This is a genomic window from Streptomyces glaucus, assembly GCF_039533365.1.
Lineage (GTDB): Bacteria > Actinomycetota > Actinomycetes > Streptomycetales > Streptomycetaceae > Streptomyces > Streptomyces glaucus.
In genome coordinates this window covers 28,337-44,872 of the sequence record NZ_BAAATK010000040.1, presented here as the reverse complement: position 1 = coordinate 44,872, position 16,536 = coordinate 28,337, and the positions used below count along the sequence as shown (strand labels likewise).

Below are 16,536 nucleotides of genomic sequence, written 5' to 3'. Positions count from 1 at the left end.
CGCTACAGCCCCGGCGGGTCCTGCGGCCCCCGCCCCGACAGGACCTCCCCGTAGGCCTGCATCAGGTCCGGCAGCCGCAGCGTCGCCAGGTCCTCCCGCGTCAGCGGCCCCGGATACGACGACAGCCTGAGGTCCCGGTACGCGCAGCTCTTCTCGTACAGGGTCCGCAGGAACCGCCCGTTGCCCAGCTCGTCGATCCACCCCTGGTCGACCACGTGCCCGGCGATCGAGCGCAGTTCGTCGAGGGCCTCCTCGTCCCACACGTCGCCGTTCTCCGCGGCGAGGACCTTGCCGATCTCGGTGAGTTCCGGGGGCCGGTAGGAGGGGAAGTCGACGCGGGTCGTGAAGCGGGAGGACAGGCCCGGATTGGCGGCCAGCAGCCGGTCCATGCCCTCCGGGTAGCCGGCCAGGATCACCACGAGGTGGTCGCGGTTGTCCTCCGCCCGCTTCAGCAGCACCTGCAGCGCCTCGTCGCCGTAGGCGTCGCCCTTGCCGTAGCCGGAGTTGGACAGGGAGTAGGCCTCGTCGACGAAGAGGACCCCGCCGAGCGCGGAGTCGATCAGCTCGTTGGCCTTCACGGCCGTCTGGCCCAGGTACTCGCCGACCAGGTCGGCCCGCTGCGCCTCCACCAGGTGGTCGCCGCCGAGCAGGCCGAGGGCGTAGAAGACGCGGCCCAGGATGCGGGCCACCGTGGTCTTGCCGGTGCCGGACGGGCCGGAGAAGACGAAGTGGCGTTTCGGCGGCTGGACGGGCAGGCCCTGCCCGGCCCGCAGCCGGGCCATGTTCAGCTGCGCCGACAGCGCTTTGACCTGCCGCTTGACGGGTTCCAGGCCCACCATGCGCTCCAGTTCGGCGAGCGCCTCCTCCAGCAGGGCGGGGTCGGTGGGGCCGGCCGGCAGCGACGGGGCGGGGGCGGCCGTCTTCTCCCGCACCGCGGGACCCGGCACCGACGGCAGGGGGCCGGCCGGCGGCTCGGGGTCGGACAGCTTCAGGTCGCGTTCCTCGGTGCCGAAGAGCGGGTCCAGCCCGTCGGGGCCGTCCGCGGCGTCCGGGCCGGTACCGGTGAACGTGAGCGACGCGAGGTCGGACCCGTCGTCGTACCCGTCGCCCTCGGCGATCGCCGCGAGCCGGGCCGAGGTGTCCATGAACGCCGGGTCGACGCGGTGCACGGCCCGGTACAGCGGCAGCGCGGCGGCGCTGCGGCCCGTCCCCTCGTGGGCGCGGGCCAGCCAGTAGCGCAGCTCCTTGCGCTGCGGCTGCTCGCTGCGGCAGCGCATCAGCGCGGCGGACAGCAGCGGCTCGGCCTGCCCGTACATCTCCAGGCGGACCCGGGCCATGCCGCCGAACAGGCCCGCCTCGATGCCGAGCAGCGGGTCGTCCAGCAGCGGGTCGGTGTGCCGCACGAGCTGTTCCCAGTCCTTGACGAGGTAGGCGCGGCAGGCGTGCAGGAAGCGGACCTGGGGGTCGGTGTCCACGGGCGGCAGCCCGGCCAGGGCCTGGTCCAGCTCCGGGACGTGGCGGCCGTCCAGCCAGTGGGAGGCGTGCGCCAGCAGCAGGTCGCGCGGGGTCTCCAGCACGGGCTGCACCCACCAGCCGAGCCAGTACCAGGAATTGAGGGTGCGGCGGTGCCGGGCACGCTGTTCGCCGAAGCGGTCCCGGTGGCGGAACATCTTCAGCAGCGCGGTCGTCGTGTCGACGCGCAGCGCGTGCAGCCCGAGCCAGCCGTCGGCCATCCCGGGGTCCATCCGCACGGCGGTCCGGAACTCCTCTTCCGCCTGTGGATAGGCGCCCATGGTGTAGGCGTCCACACCTCGCAGCCAGGCGAGGTCGGCCGGGGCCTGCGGGCCCTGCGTGCCGAAGTCCATCACGTCCCCCACAAACCGTGCCCCCGTCGGTATGCCGCCGGGCCGTCGCCCGCCGGCCGCCCTGGTCGAACCGCTGTGCCGCGGACCGGAGTTGCAAGGTGCGCGAAGCAGCCGTCCGTAGGTCGCACCGAGGGCATCGTACCTGCGGCGGTGCCGGCGCCGAAGGGTGCCGTCCCGGCCGTTCGGCGAGGTGGGAGCGGCTGGACGGGCCCGCGGTGGTGACCGAGGGTGAGCGGATCGCGCCGCTCGGCGCTCGGAGGGGCCGCGGAGGGCAGAACGAAGCCCCCGGTCACGGGGGAACAACCGGGGGCTTCGCGTATGGTGGCGGCCGCGAATGACCGCACATTGAGAACGTAAGTCCTGTACGGCCCCTTGGTCAAGCCGAGTTGGGACACTCCGGGAAGTCGGCCGCAAGGGTCTTCACGGGTTCAGCACATTGCGGATGAGTCGTCACCCTGCGTGAAGGAATGGTTCGGGCCAATGGTCTCCCGGGGGCCCCGGACCAGTTCGTATCCCCGCTCGTCCTGCCGCACCAGGAGGTCGGCGAAGGGGCGTGAGGGATCACCGCGGAAGTGCCGGCGCTCCGCCGGAACCCACCCGGCCCAGAACTCCCGCTGCTCCTCGCCGTCGCGCGACCGCCCGCGCGCCCACGCCTCCTCGCACCCCACCTCCATCCACAGCAGCAGCGCCAGATGCGGGCGCAGCGCGCGGCGGCCCGCGCCGACCCCCTCCACGAGGACCACCGGGGCGGGCGGCAGCGGGACGGGCGGGCCGAAGCGCCGGGTGCGCCAGTCGTAGGGGGTGTAGCGGGCGGTCTCGCCGCGGCGGAACGGCCCGATCACCTGGCTCAGCAGCCGCCCGGTCCAGTCGAAGAGCGCGTCGTGGCTGGCGATGTCGTCGAGGTGCAGCACCGGCGCCCCGCCGAGCGTCTCGGCCAGGCGCCCGGCGAACGTGGTCTTCCCGGAGCCGGCGTGCCCGTCGACGCCGATCAGGCGGACCGGGCCGCAGGACGGGGGCAGCCGGCGAAGCCGGGCGGCGAGGTCGTGAATGGCTGGTCCCGGGGTGGGGGGCGGACGGCTGTCGCCGAGCACTCTAGTGCCCGGCGGGCGGCGTCCGCCCGGTCGCGGCGCCCGGCGCCTCCCCACCGCCTCACGGGCGCGGCCGGCGCCCCGCCGGCAGCACCGGCCGAGAGGACCGGGCGCGTCCGGCGCGGGAGCGCGCGCCGGAGGCCGCCGCCCGCCGGGGCGCCGGCGGCGCGCACGCCACGCCCGGCGCACGCCGGTGGTGAGGACCGGTGCCGGTCGGCGCGGCACGGGCCGGGGTCCTTCCGGGACCCGCCGTCCGCGTCCATAGTGGGCGCACAGCCGTGCAACGGACCCGACCCGACTTCGGACACCTGGGGGTCTTCCCGCCCATGAGCAGAGCCGAACAGCCGTCCCGCAGAACGGTCCTGGCCGCCGTCGCCGTCGCCGCAGCCACCGTGGGCAGCGTGGCCCCGGCGGCCGGCGCCGGGACCCGCCGGGCCCCGGCGCGCCCGGTCGACCACCACTCCTGGACGACGTACGACGACTGGCGGGCCGGCGCCGCGCGCGGCACCCGTGCCGTCGCGGGCGCCCGGCCCGGCCTGGTGATCGCCGCCCCGGCGGGCACCCTCGACCACCCGGACCCGCACACCGGTACGACCTCCACCTGGGAGTACGCGACCTGGACCTCTCCCGTCCGCCGGCTCGCCGTCCCCGCGACGGAGGCGATCGCCTCCTGGAACGCGCACACCCCGGACGGCACCTGGCTGCAGACCGAGCTCAAGGGCGCCTACTCCGACGGCACCGAGACACCCTGGTACGTGATGGGCCGCTGGGCGGCCGGCGACCGGGACATCAAGCGCACCTCGGTCGACGGCCAGAGCGACGGCAGGAGCACCGTCTGGACCGACACCCTCGCCGTCGACGACCCGGCGACCGGCCTGCGCCTGGTGTCGTACCGGCTGCGGCTGACGCTCCTGCGCCGGCCGGGCACCGGGCTCACCCCCACCGTGTGGCGGACCGACGTCATGGGCTCGGACGTCCCGGACCGCTTCGAGGTCCCCGCGTCCGTCCCCGGCCTCGCGAAGGAGCTGCCCGTCCCGCGCTACTCGCAGGAGATCCACAAGGGCCGGTACCCCGAGTACGACAACGGCGGCGAGGCCTGGTGCAGCCCCACCTCCTCGCAGATGGTCGTCGAGTACTGGGGCGGCCGCCTCACCCCGGAACAGCTCGCCTGGGTCGACCCGTCGTACACCGACCCGCAGGTGTGCCACGCCGCCCGGCACACGTACGACCACCAGTACGCCGGCTGCGGCAACTGGCCGTTCAACGCCGCCTACGCGGCGACCTTCGACGGCCTCCGGGGCGTGGTGACCCGGCTCGGCTCCCTCACCGACGTGGAGCGGCTGATCGCGGCCGGCATCCCGGTCATCACGTCCCAGTCCTTCCTGAGGGAGGAGCTGACCGGGGCGGGGTACGGCACCGCCGGCCACCTGATGACCGTGATCGGCTTCACGGCCGGCGGGGACGTGATCGCCAACGATCCGGCCGCGCCGGACAACGAGGCCGTGCGGCGCGTCTACCGGCGGCGCGAGTTCGAGAACATCTGGCTGAGGACGAAGCGGTACAACGCCTCCGGCAAGGTCGTCTCCGGCACCGGAGGCGTCTGCTACCTGTACTTCCCGGCCCGTCCGAGTGCGCGCCGGCGGGCGGCGCTCGCCGCGGTGGGCGTGCGCTGACCGGCCCCGCGGCGGCCCCGGGCCGGTCCGGGGCCGCCGCCTGTGACCAACCTCTCCGCCGCACCGGCCGCCGGCGGTGGCAAGGTGGACATCAGCCACGGGGGAGTCCACCGCACGTCCGAGACCAGCGAGAAGCCATGACCGCACACGCAGCCACCGCCGCCCGCGTCCGCACCGGCGGCCCCGGGGGCGACGGCCCCGAACTCCTCGAGCACGTCATGGGCTGGGCCCTCGTGGTGGTGATCGCGATGTTCGTGACCCAGCTCGGCCTGCTGTGACCTGACCCGCGTCCGACCCGCCGTGCCGCGGGCGCCCCGCCGCCCGCCGGGGACCGGGGGGCGGAATCGGACACCGGTCAGCGGCCCGCCGCACGCCCGGGAGCGCGCGGCGCCGAACGCTCGCCGGCGCGCCCCGCCGAACTCGTCGCCCTCGGGCAGAGGCCGTGCGCCGGCACGCCGTACGACGCGCCCTCCACGGACGCGCCGCCCGCCGGGCTCCGTCCCGGACGCCTCGTGGCCGTCGGCGCCCGGCTCGGACGTGCCCGCCGCGGCGCCGCCGGGCACCGGCCGGGTGACGCCGTCCGGCCGCGGCCGTGGAACCCGGCGACGGTCGCCGCGCCGCGTGGGCCGGCCCGGTTCCGGACCTCCCTCCGGGGCCGGCCGGCCCGGTTTCCGGCGCCCGCCGGAATTCCTGAAGTAAGCGGTCGTTAACCGGTGACGCGGCGCGTCCGATCGGGCATACTCACAGCGCACAGCCGCTGGCCAGCAGCTTCCGTGACCCGGGAGTGCGAGCATCGGCAGGCACCGGAACGACCCGGCGGCGCCGCCTCCACCCAGGGCGCACGTCCGCCGATGTGCCCGACAGGGAGGAGAGCGTCGCCATGCCCGACCGCGCCCCGCAGCCGGTGGACCGACAACTGCCCACGGACGAGGCCCGGGACCTGATCTCGCTCGTCCGGGACATCGCGCAGCACGAGATCGTCCCGAAGGCGGCCGAGGAGGAGGACGCCGGGCGCTTCCCGCGCGAGGTCTTCACCCTGCTCTCCGGCTCCGGCCTGCTCGGCCTGCCGTACGACTCCGAGTACGGCGGCGGCGACCAGCCGTACGAGGTCTACCTCCAGGTCCTCGAGGAACTCGCCGCGGCCCGCCTCACCGTCGGCCTCGGCGCCAGCGTGCACACCCTGGCCTCCTACGCGCTCGCCGCTCACGGCACCAAGGAGCAGCGGGCCGAGCACCTGCCCGCGATGCTCGGCGGCGGCCTGCTCGGGGCGTACTGCCTCTCCGAGCCGTCCTCCGGGTCGGACGCCGCCTCCCTGCGCACCAGGGCCGTGCGCGACGGCGACGACTGGGTGATCACCGGCACCAAGGCGTGGATCACGCACGGCGGGGTCGCCGACTTCTACACCGTCATGGCCCGGACGGGACAGGAGGGACCGCGCGGCGTCACCGCCTTCCTGGTGCCCGGCGACGCCGCGGGTCTGAGCGCCGCCGCGCCGGAGAAGAAGATGGGGCTGAAGGGCTCGCCCACCGCCCAGGTCCACTTCGACGGCGTACGGGTCCCCGACGGCCGGCGCATCGGCGAGGAGGGCCAGGGCTTCGCCATCGCGCTGTCCGCGCTGGACTCCGGGCGGCTGGGCATCGCGGCCTGCGCGATTGGCCTGGCGCAGGCGGCGCTGAACGAGGCGGTGGCGTACGCGGCCGAGCGGCGGCAGTTCGGCAGGCCGATCGCCGACTTCCAGGGCCTGCGGTTCATGCTCGCCGACATGGCGACCCAGATCGAGGCGGGCCGCGCCCTGTACCTGGCGGCGGCGCGGCTGCGGGACGCGGGCCGGCCGTTCGCCGGGCAGGCGGCCATGGCCAAGCTGCACTGCACCGACACGGCGATGCGGGTCACCACCGACGCCGTGCAGATCCTCGGCGGCTACGGCTACACCGCGGACTTCCCCGTCGAACGCTACATGCGCGAGGCCAAGGTCCTGCAGATCGTCGAGGGCACCAACCAGATCCAGCGGATGGTCATCGCCCGGCACCTCACGGGCCCCGAGACGCGCTGAACCGGCCGGCCCGCGCCACGGCAGCGTGCGCCCCGTGGTGCGGGACGGCCGGCGGGGCCGGGCGACGGTGCTCAGGCGGCCTGGCGCCGCATGACGGGGAACCTGACGGGGCGCGAGCCGGGCCCGCCGACGTGGGAGAACGGCTGCGTCCGCCAGTCGAGCCCCTGAGGGAGCGTCAGCAGCAGGGCGGTGTCCTGTTCCTGGGGCCGGAAGGACTCGTCCGCGGGCCGGGCCTCGGAGGCGCCGCGGCCGGTGCCGGGACACACCGTGAGCCCGAACGGGTTCCACGGCGAGGCGCACAGCGCGTGCTCCGGCAGGACCTCCTCGTCCGCCAGCAGGGCGATGGGCTGCGCGCAGTCCGGGCAGATCACCCGGTACATCTCGAAGGTGTCGTACGCGTCGGACTCCTCGGACTCCCCGTCGTCGAAGACGTCGGGTTCGACGCCCTCCGGCTCGGACTCGACGACCGGCTGCCGACGCTTGGACGCGGTACGACCAGGGCGCTTAAGACTCTGCATGGGATTCTCCCCCTCGGGCTGGGCCGTGAAGGCGCTGCGGCCTCGACCACAGCAAGCACTTCCCGTCACCCCTCGGCGGTAATCACGGGAACATCACGGAGACCGTTCGGGCGATGTGGTGTTCGTCACATGCCGGTCGCAGGTGCCTCGTGCGGCGCGTTCGTCCCCCGCCGGCCCGCGACGGACCCCGGCCACATCACGAACCGGGCATGACCTGGGCTCCTCGGGTGCCCGAGGAGGTCAGACGCACTGTAGGTTCTAGCGCCATGGAGGAGCTGGACCGACAGATCGTGCAGCTGCTCGTCAAGGACGGGCGGATGAGCTACACCGACCTGGGCAAGGCCACGGGCCTGTCCACGTCGGCCGTGCACCAGCGGGTGCGCCGGCTGGAGCAGCGCGGCGTCATCCGCGGTTACGCCGCGGTCGTCGACCCCGAGGCCGTCGGGCTGCCCCTGACCGCGTTCATCTCGGTGAAGCCCTTCGACCCCAGCGCCCCGGACGACATCGCGGACCGGCTGGCCGACGTCCCCGAGATCGAGGCCTGCCACAGTGTCGCGGGCGACGAGAACTACATCCTCAAGGTGCGCGTGGCCACCCCGCACGAGCTGGAGGAGCTGCTGGCGCGGCTGCGGTCGCTGGCGGGGGTCTCGACCCGGACGACGGTGGTGCTGTCGACGCCGTACGAGGCGCGGCCGCCGCGGATCTGACGCGTCCGCCGCCCCCGGGCGCGATCCGCCGTGCCCGGCGGCGTGCCCCCCGTGCGGCTCCCGTGACGCGGCGCGCGAAACTGTCCGTCATGAGCGAACGCACCGCCCCGCCGAAAACCGTCCTGCTCCGCCGCGGCGAAGTCCACAGCCCCGCCGATCCCTTCGCGACGGCGATGGTCGTCGAGCGGGGACAGATCGCCTGGGTCGGTTCCGAGGGCGCCGCCGACGCCTTCGCGGACGGGGTCGACGAAGTGATCGACCTGGCCGGGGCGCTGGTCACTCCGGCGTTCACGGACGCGCACGTGCACACCACGTCCACCGGTCTGGCGCTCACCGGCCTCGACCTGTCCGGCGCCCCCTCCCTGGAGGCCGCCCTCGCCCTCGTCCGGGACTTCGCCGCCGCCCGCCCCCACGACCGCGTCCTGCTCGGACACGGCTGGGACGCCTCCCGGTGGCCCGGCGGCCGCCCCCCGACGCGCGCCGAGCTCGACGAGGCCACCGGCGGCCGCCCCCTGTACCTGAGCCGCATCGATGTCCACTCGGCGGTCGTCAGCACGGCCCTGCTCGACCTGGTCCCGGGCGCCGCCGGCCGCGCGGACGGCCCGCTCACCGGCGACGCCCACCACGCGGTGCGCGCCGCCGCGCTGGGCGCGATCACCCCGGCCCAGCGCGCCGAGGCCCAGCGCGCCGCCCTCGCGCACGCCGCCTCCCTCGGCATCGGCACCGTCCACGAGTGCGCCGGCCCGGAGATCTCCTCCGAGGACGACCTCACCGGCCTGCTGCGGCTCGCCGCCGAGGAACCCGGCCCGCGGGTCGTCGGCTACTGGGCCGAGCAGGACGTGGCCAAGGCGCGCGAGCTGGGCGCGATCGGCGCCGCCGGCGACCTCTTCGTCGACGGCGCCCTCGGCTCGCACACCGCCTGCCTGCACGAGCCCTACGCCGACGCCGGCCACACCGGCACCGCCCACCTGGACGCCGCCGCCGTCGCCGCGCACGTCGTCGCCTGCACCGAGGCGGGGCTCCAGGCGGGGTTCCACGCCATCGGCGACGCCGCCGTGAGCACCGTCGTCGACGGGGTGCGCGCCGCCGCCGAGGAACTGGGCCTCACCCGGGTACGCGCCGCCCGGCACCGCGTCGAGCACGCCGAGATGCTCACCCCCGAGACCGTCGCCGCCTTCGCCGAACTCGGCCTCACCGCCTCCGTGCAGCCCGCCTTCGACGCGCTGTGGGGCGGCGAGGACGGCATGTACGCCCAGCGCCTGGGCGCGGAGCGGGCCCGCACCCTCAACCCCTTCGCGGCCCTGCTGCGCGCCGGCGTGCCGCTCGCCCTCGGCTCCGACAGCCCCGTCACCCCCCTCGACCCGTGGGGCACGGTCCGCGCCGCCGCCTTCCACCGCACGCCGGAGCACCGGGTCTCCGTGCGCGCCGCGTTCACCGCGCACACGCGGGGCGGCTGGCGGGCGATCGGGCGCGACGACGCGGGCGTCCTGGTGCCGGGCGCGCCCGCGGACTACGCCGTGTGGCGCACCGGCGAACTGGTGGTCCAGGCCCCCGACGACCGGGTCGCCCGCTGGTCGACCGACCCCCGCTCCGGCACGCCCGGCCTGCCCGACCTGACGCCGGGCCGGGACCTGCCCGTCTGTCTGCGGACCGTGGTGGGCGGGCGGACGGTCTTCGCGCGGCCGGGCGAGTGATCCGCGCGGCCGGGGCGCCGGCGCGCCCCGGCCGCCGCCCGCCGGAACGCCCCTCTTGTCCGGGTCGGGCGACAGTGACACCACCATATGAACGCGCCGTCACGTCACCGCAGGCCGGGAGCACTATGGTGGACCCCTGCGTACGGACATGAAGGGGCAGCAGTGAACGACGGCGACGGGACCCTCGCGGCAGCAGGCCAGGAGAGGAAGTTCGGCCCGCTCGGCACGGCCTTGGTGATCATCCCGACCTACAACGAGGCGGAGAACATCAAGAAGATCGTCGGCCGGGTGCGGGAGGCCGTTCCCGAGGCGCACGTTCTCGTGGCCGACGACAACAGCCCGGACGGCACCGGCAAGCTGGCCGACGAGCTGGCCGCCGGGGACGACCACGTCCACGTACTGCACCGCAAGGGCAAGGAGGGGCTGGGCGCCGCCTACCTCGCGGGCTTCCGCTGGGGCCTGGAGCACGGCTACGGCGTGCTCGTCGAGATGGACGCCGACGGCTCCCACCAGCCCGAGGAACTGCCCCGCCTGCTGACCGCCCTCAAGGGGGCCGACCTGGTGCTCGGCTCCCGCTGGGTGCCCGGCGGCCGGGTGGTGAACTGGCCCAGGTCCCGCGAGTTCATCTCGCGCGGCGGCAGCCTCTACTCCCGGCTCGCGCTCGACCTGCCGCTGCGCGACATCACCGGCGGGTACCGCGCCTTCCGCCGCGAGACCCTGGAGGGCCTCGGCCTCGACGACGTCGCCTCCCAGGGCTACTGCTTCCAGGTCGACCTCGCCCGCCGCGCGGTCAAGGCGGGCTACCACGTCGTCGAGGTCCCCATCACCTTCGTCGAGCGGGAGCTCGGCGACTCCAAGATGAACCGCGACATCCTCGTGGAGGCGCTGTGGCGGGTCACGGCGTGGGGCGTCGGGGAGCGGGTCGGCAAGGCCCTCGGCCGCGGCGACAAGCCGGCGCAGCCGTAGGCGCGGGACGCCGCGGGGCGGGCCGGGCCCTTATCCCGTGCTGAGGCCGGGCCGGGCACACTGGGAACATGACGACCGGCACTCGGATCCCCAGCCGTTCCACCCTGCCCCGGCGCTCCCGGACGCGCACATTCCTGCCGCTGGGCCTCGCCGCGTGGCTCGTGCTGGAGATCTGGCTGCTGACGCTGGTCGCGTCCGCGTCGACCGGCCTCGTGGTCTTCCTGCTCCTGGTGGCGGGCTTCGTCCTCGGCTCCGTCGTCATCAAGCGGGCCGGACGCCGGGCCTTCCGGAGCCTCACGGAGACGCTGCAGCGACAGCAGGCCGGCGCGCCGCCCGCGGCCCGGGCCGGCAGCGAGGGCAACGGCCTGATGATGCTGGGCGGCCTGCTGCTGATGATTCCCGGCCTGATCTCGGACGCGGCCGGCCTGCTCCTTCTGATACCGCCGGTCCAGAAGGCCGTGAGCCGGTACGCGGAGCGCGCCTTCGACCGCAGGCTCCGCGAGGCCGCCCGGGGCACCCTGGGCGACGCCTTCCGGCAGGCCCGCATCCACCGCCCGGACGGCAAGGTGGTCCCGGGCGAGGTCGTCAGGGACGAGCCGGGGGACGCCCCCCGGGAGCCCCGTCCGCCGCTGACGCGCTGACCCCGCCGCGCCGGCCGGCTGTGCGCGGCCCGTCCCGGAGGCATCCCCTGCCGCACGGCTCGGGGACGCCGCAGGGGCCCGGGGAGCCGGGGCGGGGCCGCTCAGGACGGCGGGAGCCGGGACGGGACCGGGGGCGGGCCGCCGTCCGCCCCGACCGCACGACGAAACCGCGGGCGCCGCACGTGAACCTCACGTGCGGCGCCCGCGGTGACCGGCGCGCCGGGCTCTCGCCCGAGCCGCGCGGGGACTAGGCCGACTTGCGGCTGTCCCGCGGATGAACCGCGATGTTCATCGCGCCCGACCGCAGAACGGCCAGCCGCTCCTCGAGGACCTCTTCGAGCTCCTCACGGGTGCGCCGCTCCATCAGCATGTCCCAATGCGTACGCGCGGGCTTGGCCTTCTTCTCTTCCGGGCCGTCGCCGTTCACCAGGAGTGCCTGGGCCCCGCAGACCTTGCACTCCCACTCCGGCGGGATCTCCGCCTCGACCGAGAAGGGCATCTCGAAGCGGTGCCCCTTCTCGCATGCGTACTCCACGGCCTGGCGCGGGGCCAGGTCGATGCCGCGGTCCGTCTCGTAGCTGGTCACCACGAGGCGCGTGCCGCGAAGAGCTCGCTCACTCATGAATCGTGCCTCCCGGGCTTGTCGCCCACAGGACAGGTGTCGCTGTCGTCGTCATCCGGTCAACGTCCGGTCGGCGGTAAAGATTCCCGTTCCGAGTCCCGTTCCGGGTCGTGCGTCGCCGTCGTAGCCGCAGCCTTGCTGACCAATGTCGTACCCACCGGCGCCCGGTTTGTCACATCTGCTAGCAGATATGACCCAGCGTTTCGGCATCTCTGACACGCAGTAACGGTACGCCTGGCAGGCCAAACGCGTACACTACAGCCCTTCGGCACCGAGCGCTAAATCCTCTCCGGTACCGGATTCCCCGCCTCGGCGATCGCCCGCCGCACCGGCACCCGCGCCAGCAGCGCGAAGCCGAGCACGAAGAAGACCACCAGCGAGATGATCGCGTCCCGGTAGCTCCCGGTCAGCTGGTAGGTGACGCCGAACAGCAGCGGGCCGAGCCAGCTCATGCCCCGGTCGCTCACCTCGTACGCCGAGAAGTACTCGGCCTCCTTGCCCGGCGGGACCAGGTGGGAGAACAGGGAGCGGGACAGCGCCTGGCTGCCGCCGAGGACGAGGCCGATCCCGGCGGCCAGCGCGAAGAACCACCCGGGCGCCCCGGCGGGCAGGAAGTACCCGGCCCCGATCGTCGCCGTCCACGCGACCAGCGAGCCGAGGATCGTGCGCTTCGCCCCGTACCTGCGGGCCAGCCGGCCCAGCCCCAGCGCGCCCGCCACCGCCAGCACCTGGACCAGCAGCACCGCCACGATCAGGGTGGACTGGCCGAGCCCCAGTTCCTCGGCGCCGTAGACCGACGCCTGGGAGATCACCGTCTGGATGCCGTCGTTGTAGACGAGGTACGCCAGCAGGAAGGCGAGCGTCAGCGGGTGGCGGCGCATGTCGCGGACGGTCGCCGCGAGCTGCCGCAGGCCCGGCGGGGCCGCCTCCCGCGCGGGGGAGCGGCGGTCGCGCAGCCGCCGCAGCGGCACCAGCGTGAAGGCGCCCCACCACAGGCCGGCCGAGGCCAGGCAGATGCGGACGGCCATGGACTCCGAGACGCCGAAGGAGTCGTGCGCCAGGTACAGCACCAGGTTCGCGACCAGCACCAGCGAGCCCGCCGCGTAGCCGAAGGCCCAGCCCCGGGAGGAGACCGCGTCGCGCTCCTCGGGCGGGGCGATCTGCGGCAGGTAGGAGTTGTAGAGCATCATCGCCACGGACTGCGCCGCGTTGGCGACGACCAGCAGCGCCCCGCCGAGCAGATAGCGGTCGCCGTCCAGGAGGAACATGCCGGCGGTCGCCGCGGCCCCCGTGTAGGCGGCGGCGCCCAGCAGCGGCTTCTTGCGGCCGGTGCGGTCGGCGGCGGCGCCCACCAGGGGCATCAGCAGCACGGCCACGATCACCGACAGGGACACGGCGTACGGGAAGAAGGACCCCGCGCGCACCGGGACGCCCAGGGGGTGGACGAACCCGTCCGCGTCCGCCGCGGACTCGGCGACCGACGTCAGATAAGGGCCCAGGAACACGGTGAGCACGCTCGTCGAGTAGACCGAGCAGGCCCAGTCGTAGAAGTACCAGCCGCGCTGCTCGCGCCGCCGCCCGGAGGCGTCCCCCGGCTGAGCCGCCCGCACGGTGTCGGTGTCCACCCGTGCCCTCGCTTCCCCGTGAACGCGCGACGGCCGGGCCCGGCCCCGGCCCGGGGTCTCAGACCCAGACGCCGCGGTCCTCCATGACCTCGCGCAACGTGTCGATGTGATCGGTCATGATGCCATCCACCCCCAGGTCCAGGAGCCGGTGCATGCGGTCGGCGTCGTTGACCGTCCACACGTGCACCTGCAGCCCGCGCGCGTGGGCGGTGCGCAGGAAGCGGCGGTCCACCACCGGGATGCCCGACTGGGACTCGGGGACCTGGGCGGCGACCGCCGAGGGACGCGGTGCGGCCGGCAGGCCCCACGAGCGCAGCCGCAGGCCGAGCACGCCCCGGGTGCCGTACGACGTGGCCAGGCGCGGCCCGGCCAGCCGCTGGGCGCGCGCGACGCGCGCCTCCGAGAAGGAGCCGAGGCAGATCCGGTCCCAGGACCCGGTGCGCCCGACGAGGTGCAGGAAGGGCAGCAGCGCGGCCTCCGCCTTGACGTCGACGTTCCAGCGCACCTCGGGGAAGGTCTCCAGCAGCTCCTCGAACAGGGGCACGGGCTCCGTGCCCGCCACGCGCGCCTGGCGCACGTCCGACCACGGCAGGTCGGCGATCCGGCCGGCCCCGTCCGTCACCCGGTCCAGGGCCGCGTCGTGGAAGGCGACCAGCTTGCCGTCCCGCGTGGCGTGGACGTCGGTCTCGATGTACCGGTAACCCGCCTCGACCGCGCGCCGGAACTGCCGCACGGTGTTCTCCAGACCGTCCGCCGCCCCGCCCCGGTGGGCGAAGGCGATCGGGCCGGGATGGTCGAGGTAGGGATGGCGTGTCCGCGTGCTCACCGACGCAGTATCGCCCCCCGGGGTGGCCCGGCGGCGACGACCGTGCTGCCGCCGGGTGCCGGGGGGACGGCGAACACGCGCAGGAACAGCTGGGCGAGCGGACCGATGGACACCGCGTACAGGAGGGTGCCGACGCCGATGGTGCCGCCCAGGACGAAGCCGGTCACCACGACGGCCGCCTCGACGGCCGTCCGCATCAGACGGATCGAGCGGCCGGTGCGCCGGTGCAGCCCCGTCATCAGCCCGTCCCGGGGGCCCGGACCGAAGCGCGCGGCGATGTACAGGCCGGTGGCCGCGCCGTTGAGGAGGACGCCGGCCAGCAGCAGCGGCACCCGCACCGCCAGGGTGCGCGCCTCGGGGAGCAGGGCGAGCGCGCCGTCCATGACGACGCCGACGACGAAGACGTTGGAGACGGTGCCGAGGCCCGGGCGCTGGCGCAGCGGGATCCAGGCCAGCAGCACCGCCGCGCCCACGACGACGGACACGGCGCCGATCGTCAGGCCCGTCAGCCGGGCCAGCCCCTGGTGCAGCACGTTCCACGGCTCCAGGCCGAGGCCCGCCTCGACGAGCAGCGCCGAACTCGCCCCGTACAGAGCGAGGCCGGCGTACAGCTGGATCAACCGTCTCCCGACATGGTGCCGTGCGGACACAGTGCTGCCCCCCTGTGGTGGTAATGGACCGATGCATGACACCCTGTGGCTCGGGAAGCGATGTCTTCCATGGCCAATCCGGGGAAGGTGGACCGATTCGCATGGCGCAGTGGACCTCGGCCGTGGGGGCGGCGCAGCTCGCGCGGCTGCTCACCTCCCAGCAGGACCGCCCGGCGGGCCCCGGGACCCGCCGCCCGCCCGCCTACCGGGCGCTCGCCGACGGCATCCGGCTGCTGGTGCTCGAAGGGCGCGTGCCGGTGGCCGCCCGGCTGCCCGCCGAGCGGGAGCTGGCCCTGGCCCTGTCCGTCAGCCGCACCACGGTCGCCGCCGCCTACGAGGCGCTGCGCACGGAGGGGTTCCTGGCGTCGCGGCGCGGCGCCGGGAGCTGGACCGCCGTACCGGCGGGGAACCCGCTGCCCGCGCGGGGGCTGGAGCCGCTGCCGCCCGAGGCCCTCGGCTCGATGATCGACCTCGGCACCGCGGCGCTGCCCGCACCCGAGCCGTGGCTGACCCGGGCCGTGCAGGGCGCCCTGGAGGAGCTGCCGCCCTACGCGCACACGCACGGCGACTACCCGGCCGGGCTGCCCGTCCTGCGTGCGATGATCGCCGACCGCTACACCGCGCGCGGGATCCCGACCATGCCCGAGCAGATCATGGTGACCACGGGGGCGATGGGCGCCATCGACGCCATCTGCCACCTCTTCGCGGGCCGCGGCGAGCGCGTCGCGGTCGAGTCGCCGAGTTACGCCAACATCCTCCAGCTGATGCGGGAGGCGGGCGCCCGGCTCGTGCCCGTGGCGATGGCCGAGGGACTGGCCGGCTGGGACCTGGACCGCTGGCGGCAGGTGCTGCGGGACGCCGCGCCCCGGATCGCCTACGTCGTCGCCGACTTCCACAACCCGACCGGCGCGCTCGCCGACGAGGACCAGCGGCGGCGCCTGGTGGACGCGGCCCGGTCGGCGGGGACCGTGCTCGTCGCCGACGAGACGATGAGCGAACTGTGGCTGGACGAGGACCTGGCGGGCGCGCTGCCGCGGCCGGTGTGCGCCTTCGACCCGGCCGGGTCCACCGTCGTCACCGTCGGCTCGGCCAGCAAGGCCTTCTGGGCGGGGATGCGCATCGGCTGGGTGCGCGCGGCCCCCGACGTGATCCGCAGCCTGGTCGCCGCGCGCGCGTACGCCGATCTGGGCACGCCCGTGCTGGAGCAGCTGGCCGTGCACTGGCTGTTCGGCACCGGAGGCTGGGAGCGGGCCCTGGAGCTGCGGCGCGGGCAGGCCCGGGAGAACCGGGACGCGCTGGTCGCGGCGGTGCGCCGGGAGCTGCCCGACTGGGAGTTCGAGGTGCCGGGGGGCGGGCTCACGCTGTGGGTGCGCACCGGGGGCCTGTCCGGGTCGCGGCTCGCGGAGGCGGGGGAGCGGGTCGGGGTGCGGGTGCCGTCCGGGCCGCGTTTCGGGGTCGACGGGGCGTTCGAGGGCTATGTGCGGCTGCCGTTCACCGTGGGGGGCGCGGTGGCGGAGGAGGCGGCGGCGCGGCTGGCCGCGGCGGCGCGGCTGGTGCGGACGGGCGGGACGGCCGGGACGGAGGACCCGCGGACGTTCGTGGCGTGAA

The 16,536-nt window shown here is 75.0% G+C and carries 15 protein-coding genes; 8 read left to right on the top strand and 7 right to left on the bottom strand.

Features of this window, described 5'->3' with window-relative positions:
• Positions 1–2 precede the first annotated feature (2 nt).
• A complete protein-coding gene (locus ABD363_RS24765; protein ID WP_344607264.1) occupies positions 3–1,865 on the bottom strand; it encodes an AAA family ATPase in 1,863 nt (620 codons plus the stop codon).
• A 428-nt stretch (positions 1,866–2,293) separates the two neighbouring features.
• On the bottom strand, positions 2,294–2,956 hold the full coding sequence (locus tag ABD363_RS24760) for a uridine kinase family protein (RefSeq protein ID WP_344607262.1): 663 nt from the start codon (positions 2,954–2,956) through the stop codon (positions 2,294–2,296).
• A gap of 323 nt (positions 2,957–3,279) precedes the next feature.
• Here ABD363_RS24760 and ABD363_RS24755 point away from each other — a divergent pair, with 323 nt between their 5' ends.
• The 3 genes from ABD363_RS24755 (at position 3,280) to ABD363_RS24745 (ending at position 6,679) form a co-directional block, all read left to right on the top strand.
• Positions 3,280–4,626 carry a peptidase C39 family protein gene (locus tag ABD363_RS24755; RefSeq protein WP_344607260.1) on the top strand — a complete coding sequence of 449 codons (1,347 nt, stop codon included), beginning with the start codon at positions 3,280–3,282 and terminating at the stop codon, positions 4,624–4,626.
• 137 nt (positions 4,627–4,763) lie between these two features.
• Entirely contained in the window at positions 4,764–4,904 is a 141-nt protein-coding gene (locus ABD363_RS24750; protein WP_344607258.1) for an SCO1431 family membrane protein, read from the top strand.
• 602 nt (positions 4,905–5,506) lie between these two features.
• Positions 5,507–6,679 (top strand): acyl-CoA dehydrogenase family protein, encoded by a 1,173-nt coding sequence (locus ABD363_RS24745; RefSeq protein WP_344607256.1) that lies wholly within the window; start codon positions 5,507–5,509, stop codon positions 6,677–6,679.
• A 71-nt stretch (positions 6,680–6,750) separates the two neighbouring features.
• Here the strand turns inward: ABD363_RS24745 and ABD363_RS24740 are convergent, their stop codons facing one another.
• Entirely contained in the window at positions 6,751–7,197 is a 447-nt protein-coding gene (locus ABD363_RS24740) for a hypothetical protein (RefSeq protein ID WP_344607254.1), read from the bottom strand.
• Between the two features lie 266 nt (positions 7,198–7,463).
• Between ABD363_RS24740 and ABD363_RS24735 the strand changes: the two genes are divergently transcribed.
• The 4 genes from ABD363_RS24735 (at position 7,464) to fxsA (ending at position 11,205) form a co-directional block, all read left to right on the top strand.
• On the top strand, positions 7,464–7,904 hold the full coding sequence (locus ABD363_RS24735; protein WP_076092236.1) for an Lrp/AsnC family transcriptional regulator: 441 nt from the start codon (positions 7,464–7,466) through the stop codon (positions 7,902–7,904).
• An 89-nt stretch (positions 7,905–7,993) separates the two neighbouring features.
• Positions 7,994–9,598 carry an amidohydrolase gene (locus ABD363_RS24730; protein ID WP_344607252.1) on the top strand — a complete coding sequence of 535 codons (1,605 nt, stop codon included), beginning with the start codon at positions 7,994–7,996 and terminating at the stop codon, positions 9,596–9,598.
• Between the two features lie 162 nt (positions 9,599–9,760).
• Positions 9,761–10,564, top strand: coding sequence for a polyprenol monophosphomannose synthase (locus tag ABD363_RS24725; RefSeq protein WP_344607250.1), 804 nt, complete (start codon positions 9,761–9,763; stop codon positions 10,562–10,564).
• A 68-nt stretch (positions 10,565–10,632) separates the two neighbouring features.
• Complete coding sequence (gene fxsA / locus ABD363_RS24720) at positions 10,633–11,205, top strand: FxsA family membrane protein (protein ID WP_344607248.1); 573 nt, start codon at positions 10,633–10,635, stop codon at positions 11,203–11,205.
• A gap of 247 nt (positions 11,206–11,452) precedes the next feature.
• Here the strand turns inward: fxsA and ABD363_RS24715 are convergent, their stop codons facing one another.
• From ABD363_RS24715 to yczE, 4 genes are all read right to left on the bottom strand, one after another.
• Positions 11,453–11,827: an RNA polymerase-binding protein RbpA gene (locus tag ABD363_RS24715; RefSeq protein ID WP_307134522.1), complete on the bottom strand. Its 375-nt coding sequence runs from the start codon at positions 11,825–11,827 to the stop codon at positions 11,453–11,455.
• Between the two features lie 278 nt (positions 11,828–12,105).
• Complete coding sequence (locus ABD363_RS24710; protein ID WP_344607242.1) at positions 12,106–13,452, bottom strand: MFS transporter; 1,347 nt, start codon at positions 13,450–13,452, stop codon at positions 12,106–12,108.
• A gap of 58 nt (positions 13,453–13,510) precedes the next feature.
• Positions 13,511–14,278, bottom strand: coding sequence for a glycerophosphodiester phosphodiesterase family protein (locus ABD363_RS24705; RefSeq protein WP_344607240.1), 768 nt, complete (start codon positions 14,276–14,278; stop codon positions 13,511–13,513).
• On the bottom strand, positions 14,275–14,961 hold the full coding sequence (gene yczE, locus ABD363_RS24700; RefSeq protein WP_425578023.1) for a membrane protein YczE: 687 nt from the start codon (positions 14,959–14,961) through the stop codon (positions 14,275–14,277). Before yczE ends, ABD363_RS24705 begins: the two co-directional genes overlap by 4 nt.
• A gap of 68 nt (positions 14,962–15,029) precedes the next feature.
• Here yczE and ABD363_RS24695 point away from each other — a divergent pair, with 68 nt between their 5' ends.
• Positions 15,030–16,535, top strand: coding sequence for an SCO1417 family PLP biosynthesis transcription factor (locus tag ABD363_RS24695; RefSeq protein WP_344607237.1), 1,506 nt, complete (start codon positions 15,030–15,032; stop codon positions 16,533–16,535).
• Position 16,536 lies beyond the last annotated feature (1 nt).